Genomic DNA, 14,829 nt, shown 5'->3' with positions numbered 1-14,829 from the left:
AGAGGCGCGGTGCGGTGGATTTCACCGGTTCGCCGGGTGTGCGGCGAGCGCGGTGTCGAGCAGGGTTGACGAGCCGGACGTGTGCCCGCTTACAGCGCCTCGACCCGCGGTGCGCCCCGCGCATACGTTCGGACCTCGGTGGCCGGGCGAGGGCCACCGCACGCACGCCACCGACGGAGGAACGAGGCGCAGATGACCACCGGCTCGACGGCGCTGGCAGCGCGGCTGCGCGAACTCGTGGCGCAAGCGCCCGACCGACCGGCGGTCACCGACGACCACGTGACGCTGACCCGCGCGGAGCTCGACCGGCGCACCAACCAGCTCGCGCGCCGGTTCGCCTCGCTCGGCGTCACCCGTGGATCGATGGTGTCGATCGCGCTGGTCAGCCAGGTGCGGCACGTGGAGTGCTCGATCGCGGCGTGGAAGCTCGGCGCGATCCCGCAGCCGCTGTCGCACCGGCTCCCGCCCGCCGAGCTGGCGTCGCTGCTGGAGGTCGCCGATCCGGCGCTCGTGGTCGGGCTCCCGCCGCAGGACCAGCGCCCGTGGCTGCGCGGTGACGAGGACGTCGCGGACGAATCCGACGCCGCGCTGCCCGACGTCATCGGACCGGCGTGGAAGGCCCCCACCTCGGGTGGCAGCACCGGCAGACCGAAGTTGATCGTGTCCGGGCGGGAGGCCAGCGCCGAGGGCGTTCTCGCGGGCATCGACCACCTGCGCCTGGAACCCGGCGGCGTCGTGCTCACCACCGCGCCGCTCTACCACAACGCGCCCTACATGTTCTCCCTGATCGGGGTGCTCCAGGGCAGCCACGTGGTGCTGATGTCGCGGTTCGACGCGGAGCGCGCGCTGGACCTGATCGAGCAGCACGCGGTCACCTGGCTCTACGTGGTGCCCACCATGATGGGGCGAATGCTGCGGCTGCCCGCCGAGCGCCGGGCCGCGGTGGACGTCTCCTCGCTGCGGACCGTCTTCCACGTCGGCGCGCCGTGCCCGCAGAACGTCAAGCGCGGCTGGATCGACTGGGTCGGCCCGGAGAAGGTCCTGGAGGTCTACGCGGGCACCGAATCGCTGGCCAGCACGATGATCGACGGGACGGCGTGGCTGCAGCGGCCCGGTTCCGTGGGCCAGGTCGTCGCCGGCGAGATCACCGCCCGCGACGAGGAGTTCCGGGAGCTGCCACCGGGCGAGGTGGGCGAGCTGTGGCTGCGCCGCAGCCCGGGCAGCCCGCCGTCCTACCGCTACGTCGGCGCCGATCCGCGGGCGCGCGACGGCTGGGAATCGCTCGGCGACATGGGCCGCTTCGACGCCGACGGCTACCTCTACCTCGCCGACCGCAGCACGGACGTCATCCTGGTGGGCGGCGCGAACGTCTACCCGGCCGAGGTGGAGAACGCCCTGGCCGAGCACCCGCGGGTCGCGTCGAGCGCGGTGATCGGGCTGCCCGACGACGACCTCGGCAACGTCGTCCACGCGATCCTGGAGACCACCCGGCCGCTGAGCCCCGAAGACCTCGTGGCGCACCTGCGCGCCCGCCTGGCGCCGTACAAGATCCCGAGGTCCTTCGAGTTCACCACCGAGCAGCTGCGTGACGACGCGGGCAAGGTCCGCCGCAGCGAACTGCGCGCGACCCGGATCGCGGGCGCCTGAGTTCAGGCCGGTCCGACGGCGCCTCGCCGCTGCGGGCTGATGCTGGGCAGGTGCTCGCGGACCAGCAGGCCGCTCATGACCAGCAGCCACAGCGCGGTCAGCGCGTTCGGGACGTAAGCGGCGAGCACGCTGTCGGGCGCCAGCACCCCGGCACCGCTGATCACCGTGATCGCGCCGAGAACCCGGATCACGGCGACGAAACCGGTGAACCAGCCGGCCCACGCCGGGAACACCTCGGTGCGCATGACGGCCACCGCGCAGGCGGCCAGCGGCAGCGCCAGGGCCAGCCCGGCGATCGCCCGCACCACCATGAGCGCGGAGTAGGGCACCGAAGCGAGCGCGAGCAGCATCGGGTGGGTGGTCAGCGCGTGCACCAGGCCGCCGAACATCGCGGTGCCGAGGAAGCCGGTGGTGGCGGTGATCGCGAACCCGGCCAGCACCACGGCGGGCGCGTCGCTGTCGGGGTCGGCCAGCCGGAACGCGGTGGCCAGCGTGGCGCCGAACCACATGAACAGCACGACGGCCGCCGCGGCGAGCACGACCGCGGTCAGGATCACGCCGCGGGAGAAGAACAGGTAGCTGGCGATCGCGTTGGTGGACTCGGTGATCCGCGGCGCGCCGCGCAGCAGGATGCTCGCGATGATGGCGAGCACGAGCGAAGCGAGCCCGGCCAGCCCGCCCCAGCGCATTTCGTGGCCGTTGTGCATCGTTTCCTCCAGCGGAGTGCGACTGCGGAGAACGTTTCGACCGTCGCGGCTGGTCACTGCGTTGTCACCGGGCGAAAGTCCTCAATCACCGCGGTGACGTTGTGCTCTGGGCACGGCCACCGCGTGCTGACCACACTGGGCAGGTGGTGAAGCAGCGCGAACCGGCTCAGCGCCGGGTGCCGGCACGGGTGGTGACCGGCCTGGCGCTGGTCGTGCTGGCCGTGGTGCTCGCCGTGGAGAACCGGGGCCTCGTCGAGATCCGGCTCCTCGTACCGGTGGTGACGCTGCCGCTGTGGACCGCGCTGGCCGGAATGCTCATCATCGGCGTCGTCGTCGGACTGCTCGTGGGACGGCCGCGGAAGTGATGCCCGCGCGGTTACCGCGGACCGTTCCGGGGAAGCCCTCATCAGACAGCACGACGCGAGGGGGACCCCATGATGGAGATGCCGCTGGTCAACAACTGCACCGCGACCGAGTGCGCCTTCAACGACCACCAGAACTGCCACGCGCTGGCGATCACCATCGGAGAACCGCGGCAACCGCAGTGCGACACCTTCGTCACGACCTCGGTCACCGGCGGTGATCCGGACTCGGTCGCGCACGTCGGCGCCTGCAAGATGGAGGACTGCCGCTACAACTCGCACCTGGAGTGCCAGGCCCCCGGGATCTCGGTCGGCCACGAGCACGACATCGTGGACTGCCTGACCTACCAACCCGCCTGATCTCCCGGTACCGGCCGGGAGCAGGCCGAGCGCGGCTCGTCCGGCGCGGTGACCGAGGTCAGTCGGCGAGGCGGGCGGGGAAGCCCCCGGTGGCGATCGGGCCCCAGCGCTCGGGGGTGACGCGGATCAGGGACTTGCCCTGCTTGCGCATCGCCTCGCGGTACTCGTCCCAGTCGGGGTGCTCGCCCGCGATGGTGCGGAAGTACTCGACCAGCGGTTCCACCGAGTCCGGCGCGTCGATCACCTCGGCCGTGCCGTCGACCTGGACCCACGGGCCGTTCCAGTCGTCGGACAGCACGATCACGCTCACCCGCGGGTCGCGCTTGGCGTTGCGGGTCTTCGCGCGTTCCGGGTAGGTCGACATCACCAGCCGGCCGGCATCGTCCACGCCGCAGGTCAGCGGCGAGCCCTGCGGGCTGCCGTCGGTCCTGGTGGTGAGCAGGATCGCGCGGTGCCGCGGCCGGACGAAGTCCAGCAGTCCGGACAGCTCCACCCTCGTGTTGGTGGCGATCTGGGGCATCGCGGAGACCTCCTCGTGCGCGACCTGCGTTGGCGTGCGCGACCTGCGTTGGCGCCCATCTTGCCCCGGGTGCATCGCGGACGCCGGAGGGCCGCCGCGGGAGCGTTCGCCCCGCGGCGGCCCGGGAGTTGCGGTGCTCAGTCCGTGCCGGACTCCATCGCGGCGCGGTCCAGGTAACCCGATTCGGTGGAGTCGTCGGCGCCGACCGAGGCGATCGCCTCGGCGCCACCGGCCTGCAGCGAGCCGACCAGCTCGGTGTGGGCCGGGCCGACCAGGCCGAGCTGGGCGTAGGTCTCCAGCTTGGCGCGGGAGTCGGCGATGTCGAGGTTGCGCATCGTCAGCTGGCCGATCCGGTCCACCGGGCCGAAGGCGGCGTTCTCGGTGCGCTCCATGGACAGCTTGTCCGGGTGGTAGGAGAACGCCGGGCCGGTGGTGTTGAGGATCGAGTAGTCCTCGCCGCGGCGCAGCCGCAGGGTGACCTCGCCGGTGACCGCCGAGCCGACCCAGCGCTGCAGCGACTCCCGCAGCATCAGCGACTGCGGGTCCAGCCAGCGGCCCTCGTACATCAGGCGGCCCAGCTTGCGGCCCTCGTTGTGGTAGTTGGCGACGGTGTCCTCGTTGTGGATCGCGTTGACCAGCCGCTCGTAGGCGATGAACAGCAGGGCCATGCCCGGGGCCTCGTAGATGCCGCGGCTCTTGGCCTCGATGATCCGGTTCTCGATCTGGTCGCTCATGCCCAGGCCGTGCCTGCCGCCGACCGCGTTGGCCTCGTGCACCAGGTCGACGGCGGAGGCGAACTCCTTGCCGTTGATCGCGACCGGGCGGCCCTGCGCGAAGGTGATCGTGACGTCCTCGGTGGGGATCTCGACCGACGGGTCCCAGAACCGCACGCCCATGATCGGGTCGACGATCTCGACCCCGGTGTCGAGGTGCTCCAGCTGCTTGGCCTCGTGGGTGGCGCCCCAGATGTTGGCGTCGGTGGAGTAGGCCTTCTCCGCGCTGTCGCGGTAGGGCAGGCCGTGCTCCTGCAGCCACTCCGACATCTCCTGGCGGCCGCCGAGCTCGCCGACGAAGTCGGTGTCCAGCCACGGCTTGTAGATCCGCAGGCGCGGGTTGGCCAGCAGCCCGTAGCGGTAGAACCGCTCGATGTCGTTGCCCTTGAAGGTGGAGCCGTCGCCCCAGATCTCCACCCCGTCCTCGAGCATCGCGCGGACCAGCAGGGTGGCGGTCACGGCGCGGCCCAGCGGGGTGGTGTTGAAGTAGGTCCGCCCGGCCGAGCGGATGTGGAACGCGCCGCAGGTCAGCGCGGCCAGGCCTTCCTCGACCAGCGCCTCCCGGCAGTCCACCAGGCGGGACATCTCGGCGCCGTAGGACTTGGCGCGGCCGGGGATGGAGGCGATGTCGGTCTCGTCGTACTGCCCGATGTCGGCGGTGTAGGTGTAGGGGACGGCGCCCTTCTCGCGCATCCAGGCCACCGCGACGGAGGTGTCGAGACCTCCGGAGAAGGCGACGCCGACTCGCTGGCCGACCGGGAGACTCGTCAGAACCTTGGACATGACTTAAGAGTATGCGATGGACTGCATGATTATGAAATCGGGGGTGGAAAGATGCTGTGACCTGCGGTGATGATCAGGGCCGCCAGGTCGCGAAGGCATTGCGGAGGCCGTCGGCGGGTATGTCCGGTTGGTGTCGGGACAGCCGTCGTTTCCGGGGGACGATCGTGGAATGCGACTGCCGACGCGCCTGCAGCCTCTCCGCTGCGGTGCGCGGTCTGGGGGAAGCCGAGCTGCGCGGTGATGCCCGGATCTCCGACGTCGGCACCGACAGCAGGCGGGTGCGGCCGGGCGCGCTGTTCTGCGCCGTGCCGGGAACGCAGCGCGACGGGCACGCTTTCGCGGCCGAGGCGGTGGCGGCGGGAGCCGGTGCGCTGCTGGTGCAGCGGTTCCTCGACGTGCCGGTGCCCCAGGTGCGCGTTCCCGCCGTGCGGGCCGCGGTGGGGCCGGTCGCCGCGCGAGTGCACGGCCACCCCGCCGATGCGCTCTCCATCGCCGCCGTGACCGGCACCAACGGCAAGACGACCACCGCGCACCTGCTCGAAGCCGCGCTCGCCGCCGGCGGCCTGCGCACCGGCTTGAGCTCCACGGTCGAGACCCGCGCTCCGGGATGGCGGTGCCCGGCGGCGCTGACCACGCCGGATGCCGCCGAGCTGCAGCGGATGCTGTGCCGGATGCGCGCCGCGGGGGTTCAGGCGGCGGTCGTCGAGGTGTCCTCGCACGCGATCGACCAGCAGCGCACCGATCCGGTGCGGGCCGAGGTCGCGGTGTTCACCAACCTGAGCCCGGAGCACCTCGACTACCACGGCACGGTGGAGCAGTACTTCGCGGCCAAGGCCGCGCTGTTCACGCCGGAGCGCTGCCGCCGGGCCGTGGTCAACATCGACGACCGGTGGGGCCGGCGGCTGGCCGACCAGGCCCGGGTGCCGGTGGTGACCGTCGGGCGCAGCCCGCGCGCTGACGTGCGGGTGGCGGAGTCCGACGGGGCGCGCGTGGTCGTCCACGACAACGGCGAGCCGGTGGTGCTGGCGGTGCCGGCAGCGACCGGTCGGCACGCCACCGGCCTGGCGGCGGCCTACGCGGCGGCTCGCCTGCTGGGGGTGTCCGGGCCGGCTGCGGCCCGCGGCCTGGGTGCCGCACTGCCGCCGGGGCGTTTCCAGCGCGTGGACGTCGGTCAGCCGTTCCTGGCGGTGGTCGACTTCGCGCACACGCCCACCGCGGTGGCCGAGCTGATCGCGGCGGCGCGCCGGGCGAGCGGAGGGCGCGTGCACCTGGTCGTCGGTTGCGCCGGGAATCGCGACCGGTTCAGCCGCCCGGAGGTGGGGCGCGCAGCGCTGGCCGCCGACACCGCGGTCTTCACCGCCGACGACCCGGGCGGCGAGGATCCGGCGCAGATCACCGCGCAGGTGCTGACCGGCACGATCGGCTGCAGCGGTGGGGATTTCCTGGTGGAGCACGACCGGCGGGAGGCGATCGCCATCGCCGTCGGCCGGGCGGTGCCGGGCGATGTGGTGCTCGTCGCGGGCCGCGGTCACGAGCGCTTCCAAGCGGTCGGCGGCGAGCAGCTCCCGTTCGACGATGCCGAGGTCGTCGAAGCCGCGCTGGCCGCCGCGGGGTGGACGCGCGAGTAGCTCCCGCGAACGCGAGAGCTACTCGGAGGGTTGTGATCACCTCACCGGGGACGCCCGGCTCGGATGATCGGGTTGGGAGCTAAGGGCTCGACGGGCCGGTCACCAGCGACCCCAGCGGCCCCAGTGGTGCCAGTGGCCCCACCGGTGCCAACCGCCCCACCAGCCACCCCAGTGGCCCCAGCCCCAGCCCCAACCCCAGCCGCCGCCCCAGTGACGGCTCGGGTTGCTGAAGACCGTGCTGACTTTCATCTTGATCCCTCGAAATCCCGGACCGAAGTCCGGATTCGGTGAAATTCCGTCGGATGGTGCGTGCTGCGCGGACTGCAGCACCGGCGCACCTCCGGAGCCGTCGTGCTCGGGCGGGCGGAAGCGCGCGAACTCGTGCTTCTCGGATCCAGCTGGATGCGCGGTATGTGCGCACCGACCACGGTAGGGCCGGAGGACCCCGGCGGAGCAGGGGCTTTCGCCCCGAACACGTCGGGTAGCAAGCGGTTGCACTCCGCATTCGGAGATTCGTCCACCGCGGACCGGACGCCAACGGTTTGCCGTTTCCGCAAGCGCATTTGCCACCGGTGGGATCCGCTCGCATGGTGGTCGCGGAGGTGGTCGAGTTGACCGGACAGTTGGCGGAGAACTACGACGTGGTGGTCGTCGGCGGTGGCGCCGCAGGGTTGAACGGGGCGCTGATGCTGGCCCGGGCGCGGCGCTCGGTGGCGGTGATCGACGCCGGCGAGCCGCGCAACGCACCGGCGGCGGCCGCGCACGGACTGCTGGGCCGCGACGGGATGAGCCCGGCGGAGCTGCTGGAGCGCGGCCGGGCGGAAGTGCGCGGTTACGGGGGCGACGTGATCTCCGGCGAGGTTCTCGCGGTGAACCGCGCCGACGGGGGCTTCTCGGTGCTGCTGGCCGACGGCCGCTCGACGCGGGCGCGGCGGCTGCTGGTGACCACCGGGCTGGTGGACGAGCTGCCGGAGGTGCCGGGGCTGCGCGAGCGGTGGGGCCGCGACGTGCTGCACTGCCCGTACTGCCACGGCTGGGAGGTCCGCGACGGGGCCATCGGCGTGCTGGCCACCGGGCCGATGTCGGTGCACCAAGCGCTGCTGTTCCGGCAGTGGAGCGCGGACGTCGTGTTCTTCGCGGGCACCGCCTCGCCGCTGGACGAGCAGGACGTGCGCAAGCTGATCGCCCGCGGGATCCGGGTGGTGCCGGGCGAGGTCGCGGCGATCGAGGTCACCGGCGACCGCCTCACCGGTGTTCGGCTGGCCGACGGGACCGTCGTCGCGCGCGAGGCGGTGGCGGTGGCGTCGCGGATGGTGGCGCGCGCCGGTTTCCTGGCCGATCTCGGCCTGCGGCCCCAGGAGCACCCCAGCGGCATGGGCGAGCACTTCCCGGCCGATGCCGGCGGGCGCACCGCGGTCCCGGGCGTGTGGGTGGCGGGCAACGTCACCGACCTGGCGGCGCAGGTCGGCGGCGCCGCTGCGGCGGGCGCGGCCGCCGCGGGTCAGATCAACGCCGACCTGGTTGCCGAGGAGGTCGACCGGGCGGTCGCCGGGCCGTTCTCCCCGGAGTCCGAATCGCGGATCTGCGAGCTGGTCGCCGGAGACCGCCGCCACGGTCTGTGAGCGCCTGCCGCAGGTGCGGTGCCCGCAAGGGCACTTCACCGGGTCCGCCGGGGCCGCAGGTCGGCTCCGGCGACCGCCGGTGAACCGCTCGCGCCGATCATGACGTGTACGAGGCATGCCGGAGTTCGACCGTGCCCCGACGGCACCGTGCCGGATCACGTGGCAGCAGGCCCCGATCCCAGCTCCCGGCGCTGCCACCTCTGATCGGAGCACTGGATGACCGGAACGCCGCCGCAGCTGATCGCGGTGGAGGAGTTCTTCGCCGATCCGGTCTTCTCCCACGCGTCGATCTCGCCGGACGGGACGCGCATCGCCTACCTGGCGCCCAAGCACGGCCGGCCGAACGTGTGGGTGCGCGGGGTCGGCGAGGAGCACGAGGACGCGGTGTGCGTCACCAACGACGCCCGGCGCGGCATCAAGTCCTACTACTGGACCGACGATTCGCGCTGGCTGCTGTACCTGCAGGACACCGACGGCAACGAGGACTGGCACCTGCACCGGGTCGACCTCGACGCGCCGGGCGAACCGGCGGTCGACCTGACCCCGCTGCCACCGGGATTGCGCGTGTTCGCCGTGGACCCGGCGAAATCTGCGCCCGGCGACGTGCTGGTCTGGATGAACCGGCGCCCCGAGGCCATCGACGTGTTCCGCGTCGACGTCGCCACCGGCGAGGTGCACCTGCACCTGGAACAGCCCGAACCGGGCGGCACCGTCCTGCTGGACCGCGACGGCGAGCCGGCGTTCTGGTCGGTGCTGGCCGACGACGGCGCCTGCGAGTTCTCCGCCATCGATCCGGAGACCGGTCGCAAGCGGTTCCTGCGCCGCATGGGCGGCCCCGAACACCCGCACGGGCTGCCGCTGCAGATGGTGACGCCCGACGGGACGGGGCTGCTGGTCGGCGCCTACCAGGACTCCGACGACATGCGGCTGGTCCGGATCGACCGGACGACCGGCGCGCAGACCGCGGTCGCGGCGGTGGCCGGGCACAGCCTGTGCACCGCGGGTCTCGCCGGGCCCGGTGCGCCACCGTCCACAGTGTTCACCAGCAGGCGGACCGGGGAGGTCATCGCGGCCCGCTTCGCCGGCGACCGGCCGCGGATCGAGGTCCTGGACCCGCACTTCGCCGAGGTCCACGCGGCGCTGTCCGCGCTGTCCGACGGCGTGCTGCACTCGGTGTCCTCGGACGTGACCGAGCAGCGCTGGGTCGCCACGTTCATCCACGACCGCGACCCGGGGGCGACCTGGTTCTACGACCACGCCACGGGGGAGAGCCGGTTGCTGTTCCGCCCGCACCCGCAGCTGGACCCCGCCGACCTGGCGCCGATGACGGCGGTGGCCTTCCCGGCTCGCGACGGGCTGCGGCTGCCCGCCTTCCTGACGCTGCCGGTCGGCGTCGAACCGCGGGACCTGCCGCTGGTGCTGCTGGTGCACGGCGGGCCGTGGTGCCACGACACCTGGTCCTACAACCCGACGGTGCAGTTCCTGGCCAACCGCGGGTACGCGGTGCTGCAGGTGAACTTCCGCGGCTCCACCGGCTACGGGAAGCGGCACCTCACCGCCGCGATCGGCGAGTTCGCCGGGAAGATGCACGACGACCTCGTCGACGCCGCCGACTGGGCCGTGGCGCGCGGCTACGCCGACCCCGGCCGCATCGCGATCGCGGGCGGCTCCTACGGCGGCTACGCGGCGCTCGTCGGCGCGACCGCCACACCGGACTACTTCGCCGCGGCGGTGGACTGCGCGGGCATCTCCAACCTGGCGAACTTCATGCGCACGCTGCCACCGTTCACCAGGCCCGCCATGACCAACAGCTGGTACCGCTACGTCGGCGATCCCGAGGATCCCGCCCAGGAAGCGGACATGCTGGCCCGCTCTCCGGTCACCATGGTCGAGCGGATCCGCACGCCGCTGCTGGTCGCCCAGGGCGCCGACGACGTCCGCGTGATCCAGGACGAATCGGTCAACATCGTCGAGCCGCTGCGGGCCCGTGGTGTGCCGGTCGAGCACCTCGTCACCGCGGGCGAGGGCCACGGCTTCGAGCACCCGGAGAACAAGGTGCTGCTGCACCGCGCGATCGAGCGGCACTTCGCCGACCACCTCGGCGGTCGCCGCTGCTAGCGACCGTCCTCGGTAGACGGATCGGCCGGAATCGCTGGCCTCGGCCGCGCGCAGCGGGCAAGATCTGCTGGCGTCGCAGGACCTCGGGAGGAGAGTCAGTGAGACCAGGTCGGTTCGGCCGCCGCGCGGCGGCGTTGGGAACAGCGGTGCTGGCCACCGCCGCGCTGTCGGGAGCACCGGTGAGCGCGGCACCCGCCACCGTGGACGTCCGGCTGATCGCCTTCAACGATCTGCACGGAAACCTGGACCCGCCCGCGGGTTCCTCGGGACGGGTCACGCTGCCCGACGGCAGCACGGTCGACGCAGGTGGCGCGGCCTACCTGGCCACGCACGTGGCCCAGCTGCGCGGCGAGGTCCGCAACTCGCTGGTCCTCTCGGCGGGCGACAACATCGGCGCCTCGCCGGTGAACTCCGCGCTGTTCCACGACGAGCCGACCGTCGAGTTCCTCAACGAGCTCGGCGTGGCAGCTTCCGTGGTCGGCAACCACGAGTTCGACGAGGGCTACGCCGAGCTGCAGCGGATCCAGTCCGGCGGCTGCCACGCCGAGGACGGCTGCCAGTTCCGGGAGTCCTTCGGCGGCGCGGACTTCCCGCAGCTGGGCGCCAACGTCGCCTTCGAGGACGGCAGGCCCGCGCTGCTGCCGTTCAGCGTCGAACGCGTCCAGGGCGTGCCGATCGGCGTCATCGGCGTGACGCTGGAAGACCTGCCCGCGATGGTCACCCCGGAAGCGGTGCGGGGCCTGACCTTCGGCGACGAGGTCGAGGCCATCGGCCGCACCGCCGACCTGCTGGACCGCGCCGGGGTCAAGGCGCAGGTGGTGCTGCTGCACCAGGGCGACAACACCGAGGGCGGCGGGCCCGACGACTGCCGCGTGACGCCGGGACCGGCCTCGGAGATCGCCGCGCACGCCTCGCCGAAGGTCGACGTCATCTTCACCGGGCACAGCCACCAGCAGTACAACTGCACGGTCCAGGACCCGGCGGGCAACCCGCGGACGGTGCTGCAGGGCGCGTCCTTCGGCCGGTTGCTGTCGGTGGCCGACCTGACGATCGACCGGCGCAGCAAGGACGTGGTGCGCCCGGAGACCAAGGCCCACAACCGGATCGTCACCCGCGACGTGCCCGCCGATCCCGCCGCGCAGCAGCTGATCGACGAGGCCACCGGCAAGGCCGCGCCGATCGCCAACCGCAAGATCGGCACGATCACCGGCGACCTGCTCCGCGAAGGCGCGCCCTCCGGCGAATCCGCGCTCGGTGACGTGCTCGCCGACGCGCAGCTGGCGGCGACCCAGGCCAACGGCGCGCAGATCGCGATGACCAACCCCGGCGGCATCCGGACCGACCTCGTGCACGCGTCCTCCCCGGCCGGTGAGGGCGACGGCGTGGTCACCTACGGCGAGGCGTACGCGGTCCAGCCCTTCGGCAACGTCATGCAGACCCTGACGCTGACCGGCGAGCAGCTGAAGAACGTGCTGGAACAGCAGTGGCAGGCCGAATCGACGCGCATCCTGCAGGTGTCGTCGACGCTGCGCTACAGCTACTCGGCTTCCGCACCGGCCGGGTCGAAGGTCTCCGGCATCACCGTCGCCGGTCAGCCGGTCGACCCGGCCGCGAGCTACCGCGTGTCGGTGAACAACTTCCTGTCCGCGGGCGGCGACGGGTTCACCGAGTTCACGAAGGGGACCGATGTCACCGGCGGCCCGGTCGACCTGGACGCCCTCGTCGACTACCTGGCCGCGCACCCGGACATCGCGCCGCCACCGGCCGACCGGATCACCGCGACGCCGTAGCCGCCGCCGGGGTCAGGAGCGCGCCGTGGGTGCGCTCCCGGCCTCGGCGCGGAGTTCGCGGAGCTCGGCCCGCAACCCGCGCACCTCGCCGAGCAGGTCCTGCACGGTCGTCGCGCTGTCGTGGCGATCCTCGCGCTCCTTGCTGACCTGCGACTCCATCGCCGACACCGCCACCGCGATGAACAGGTTGAGCACCGTGAACGTGGTGACCGCGATGTAGCCGATGAAGAAGATCCAGGCCAGCGGTTCGGCCTCCATGACGCTGCGCGCCACCTCCGACCAGGCCTCGCCGGTCATCACCTGGAACAGCGTGAACAGCGAGTCGCCGAGGTCGCCGAAGTACTCCGGGGCGACCTCGCTGAACAGCTTGGTGGCGATCACCGATCCCACGTAGAGGATCAGCACGAGCAGCGCGGCGATCGAGGCCATCCCGGGCACGGCGGTCAGCAGCGCGCCGACCACGCGCCGCATGTTCGGGACCGCCGAGATCAGCCGCAGCACCCGCAGGACGCGCAAAGCGCGCAGCACGCCGAAGGTCCCGGTGGTGGGCAGCAGCGAGACGCCGACGATGACGGCGTCGAAGCAGTTCCACGGATCCCGGAAGAACCGCCAGCCGTGGGCGTAGAGCCGGGCGGCGATCTCGATGGTGAACACCGCCAGCGCGATCCGGTCGATGGCGTGCAGCAGCCAGCCGTAGCCGGCCATCAGCGTCGCCGAGGTCTCGCAGCCGAGGGTGAAGGCGTTGACGAGGATGACCGCGATGATGACTCGCTGGAACGCCGGTGCGTCGACCAGCATGCGGACCCGTTCACGCGTGTTCACCGAAACTCCTGGCAGGACTGTGCTGGACGGAAGTTGATGATCAACTTAGCGGGCGGGTCCGGCGCCCGCCGCACACGGTGGCCGCGGTGTCACTCAGCGCACAACGCCGGGTACCGGCACCTGTCCAGCACACCCGCCGCTAGCGCGCCCGCTGTTCGGCGGTCTCCTGCAGCCAGCCCTGGATGCGCCCGGTCCAGTCGGCCGACGGCGCTTCGTCGTGGCTTTCCCGGAACCGGATCTGGTCGGAAGCGGCGATCCGGCTGAGCTTGTCGACCGTCAGCACCACGTCCACGCCCTCGGCGTCCGCGACGAAGGTCAGCCAGACGTCGTTGAGGTACTCGGCCAGCGGTGGCGGCGGGAAGAACTCGATCTCCTGGAAGAACGGCAGCTCCTGCCGCACGCCGTCGAGCCGGTCGGGCGCCAGGCCGGTGCCGCGGAACTGGATGCCGAGCCGCCCGAAGGCGTCCAGCACCGCTGCCTGCGCGGGCAGCGGCTCGATCGCGAACGGGTCGAGATCGCTCTTGGTCGAGAGCTCGTCCTTGCCTGCCTCCGAGACGCGCAGCTCGGTGTGCACGCCCACGGCGATGCCGTCCAGGTGCATGGCCTGCACGTTGCTGATCGGCGTCTCCCACGGCATTGGGCACTCGAACGGGACCACCTTCTCCTCGCCGCCGCTCAGCTCGAAGCGCTCGGCGATCTCGGCGCGGTGGAACTCGACCGCGACCGGATCGCCGTAGCCGTTCTCCACGTGCGCGGCGAAACTCAGCGCGACGTGCTCGACGGTGATGTCCTGCTTGCCCGCCTTGATGCGGACGTCGCCGGTGACGGTCGAGCCGGGGTGCGCGTAGGGCTGGTGCAGCACGGTGTTCACCGCCGGTGCGCCTTTCCCGAGCGAGCCCAGGAGCTTCTTGAAGACCATTCCTGCGGTTCCTTCCTTCGTCCTCGCCTCGTGCGGCTGGACGATCCACAGCGGAGGGTGGGCCGCCCGTCGTCCACGCACACAGGAACGGATCGGGGGAGCACCGAGTTCCGGACGAAGGCGACGAAGATCGTGATCAACACAACATCACCCAATGGCATGAACCGGACATTCCTGCGTGCGCGCTGAGGGGTCGGGCGGGCGGCGAACTTGATCCTCCGAAAGTGTGATTTGGGTCAACTTCACTCGACTGCGGGTTGATCTGTGCGGGCTATACTGCGTGTCCCTTTTCTCCGCTTCATCTCGAGGAGTGACGGCTTCAGTGCCTGCGGCACAATCCCCTGACGGGGGCAGTACCGGGCCGGGACGCGATCCCGGCCTTTCTGAGTTGATGTCCGGTCGTCCGAGGGGCGGTCGGTGATGGAAATCCTGTTGGCCGTTCTGGGTCTGGTTTTCGTCGGTGTGCTCACTTTGGGCACTGGTCTGGCGGTGGCGGCTGAGTTCTCGCTGACTTCTCTTGAGCGCAGCACGGTTGATGCTCATGTGCATGCGGTGGGTGACCGGCGTGCGAGGGCGGTGCAGAGGGCGCATCGGTCGTTGTCGTTTCAGCTCTCGGGTGCGCAGGTCGCGATCACGTTGACGACGTTGGTCACCGGGTATGTGGCTGAGCCGTTGATCGGTGAGTTGATCCGTCCGGTGTTGCTGGCGGTGGGTGTTCCGGTGTCGGCGGCGGGTGCGGTGTCGTTGGCGTTGGCGATCCTGCTGGCGACGACGTTGT

Annotated in this window: 14 protein-coding genes; 8 read left to right on the top strand and 6 right to left on the bottom strand. The window is 71.6% G+C overall.

Annotated features, from left to right (window positions below; translation table 11 throughout):
* Nucleotides 1–192 precede the first annotated feature (192 nt).
* Nucleotides 193–1,647 (top strand): AMP-binding protein, encoded by a 1,455-nt coding sequence (locus C4T78_RS08760; protein ID WP_093358346.1) that lies wholly within the window; start codon nt 193–195, stop codon nt 1,645–1,647.
* 2 nt (nt 1,648–1,649) lie between these two features.
* Here C4T78_RS08760 and C4T78_RS08755 read toward each other — a convergent pair whose 3' ends face one another.
* Nucleotides 1,650–2,354 (bottom strand): hypothetical protein, encoded by a 705-nt coding sequence (locus C4T78_RS08755; protein ID WP_093358344.1) that lies wholly within the window; start codon nt 2,352–2,354, stop codon nt 1,650–1,652.
* Between the two features lie 143 nt (nt 2,355–2,497).
* Between C4T78_RS08755 and C4T78_RS08750 the strand changes: the two genes are divergently transcribed.
* Both C4T78_RS08750 and C4T78_RS08745 read left to right on the top strand, forming a co-directional pair.
* A complete protein-coding gene (locus C4T78_RS08750; protein ID WP_093358342.1) occupies nt 2,498–2,719 on the top strand; it encodes a LapA family protein in 222 nt (73 codons plus the stop codon).
* 69 nt (nt 2,720–2,788) lie between these two features.
* Nucleotides 2,789–3,076: a DUF1540 domain-containing protein gene (locus C4T78_RS08745; protein ID WP_309599262.1), complete on the top strand. Its 288-nt coding sequence runs from the start codon at nt 2,789–2,791 to the stop codon at nt 3,074–3,076.
* A gap of 58 nt (nt 3,077–3,134) precedes the next feature.
* On the opposite strand, the gene C4T78_RS08740 is transcribed toward C4T78_RS08745, so the two are convergent.
* Complete coding sequence (locus tag C4T78_RS08740; protein WP_093358340.1) at nt 3,135–3,596, bottom strand: PPOX class F420-dependent oxidoreductase; 462 nt, start codon at nt 3,594–3,596, stop codon at nt 3,135–3,137.
* Nucleotides 3,597–3,733: 137 nt separating this feature from the next.
* Nucleotides 3,734–5,152, bottom strand: coding sequence for an argininosuccinate synthase (gene argG / locus C4T78_RS08735; RefSeq protein ID WP_093146937.1), 1,419 nt, complete (start codon nt 5,150–5,152; stop codon nt 3,734–3,736).
* Between the two features lie 206 nt (nt 5,153–5,358).
* Here argG and C4T78_RS08730 point away from each other — a divergent pair, with 206 nt between their 5' ends.
* Nucleotides 5,359–6,780 (top strand): UDP-N-acetylmuramoyl-L-alanyl-D-glutamate--2,6-diaminopimelate ligase, encoded by a 1,422-nt coding sequence (locus tag C4T78_RS08730; protein WP_177247825.1) that lies wholly within the window; start codon nt 5,359–5,361, stop codon nt 6,778–6,780.
* Nucleotides 6,781–6,879: 99 nt separating this feature from the next.
* On the opposite strand, the gene C4T78_RS36325 is transcribed toward C4T78_RS08730, so the two are convergent.
* Nucleotides 6,880–7,029, bottom strand: a complete 150-nt coding sequence (locus C4T78_RS36325; protein ID WP_177247824.1) for a hypothetical protein — start codon at nt 7,027–7,029, stop codon at nt 6,880–6,882.
* A 338-nt stretch (nt 7,030–7,367) separates the two neighbouring features.
* Between C4T78_RS36325 and C4T78_RS08725 the strand changes: the two genes are divergently transcribed.
* The 3 genes from C4T78_RS08725 to C4T78_RS08715 all read left to right on the top strand — a co-directional run bounded on the left by C4T78_RS08725 (nt 7,368) and on the right by C4T78_RS08715 (nt 12,310).
* Nucleotides 7,368–8,402, top strand: coding sequence for an NAD(P)/FAD-dependent oxidoreductase (locus tag C4T78_RS08725; RefSeq protein ID WP_093358336.1), 1,035 nt, complete (start codon nt 7,368–7,370; stop codon nt 8,400–8,402).
* A 216-nt stretch (nt 8,403–8,618) separates the two neighbouring features.
* Nucleotides 8,619–10,520: a S9 family peptidase gene (locus tag C4T78_RS08720; RefSeq protein WP_177247822.1), complete on the top strand. Its 1,902-nt coding sequence runs from the start codon at nt 8,619–8,621 to the stop codon at nt 10,518–10,520.
* Between the two features lie 134 nt (nt 10,521–10,654).
* Nucleotides 10,655–12,310: a bifunctional metallophosphatase/5'-nucleotidase gene (locus C4T78_RS08715; RefSeq protein ID WP_235863894.1), complete on the top strand. Its 1,656-nt coding sequence runs from the start codon at nt 10,655–10,657 to the stop codon at nt 12,308–12,310.
* Between the two features lie 12 nt (nt 12,311–12,322).
* Here the strand turns inward: C4T78_RS08715 and C4T78_RS08710 are convergent, their stop codons facing one another.
* Together C4T78_RS08710 and C4T78_RS08705 are read right to left on the bottom strand one after the other, a co-directional pair.
* The gene (locus C4T78_RS08710) at nt 12,323–13,132 is read right to left on the bottom strand and encodes an ion transporter (protein ID WP_235863890.1); all 810 of its coding nucleotides are present in this window, start codon (nt 13,130–13,132) and stop codon (nt 12,323–12,325) included.
* Nucleotides 13,133–13,271: 139 nt separating this feature from the next.
* The gene (locus C4T78_RS08705) at nt 13,272–14,051 is read right to left on the bottom strand and encodes a sporulation protein (protein WP_093358330.1); all 780 of its coding nucleotides are present in this window, start codon (nt 14,049–14,051) and stop codon (nt 13,272–13,274) included.
* Nucleotides 14,052–14,471: 420 nt separating this feature from the next.
* Here C4T78_RS08705 and C4T78_RS08700 point away from each other — a divergent pair.
* The coding region (locus tag C4T78_RS08700) for a CNNM domain-containing protein (RefSeq protein ID WP_146075829.1) at nt 14,472–14,829 on the top strand (358 nt) is incomplete at its 3' end.

The sequence above is a fragment of the Saccharopolyspora kobensis genome, assembly GCF_900108315.1.
GTDB lineage: Bacteria > Actinomycetota > Actinomycetes > Mycobacteriales > Pseudonocardiaceae > Saccharopolyspora > Saccharopolyspora kobensis.
This window is presented reverse-complemented; position numbering and strand designations above follow the sequence as displayed.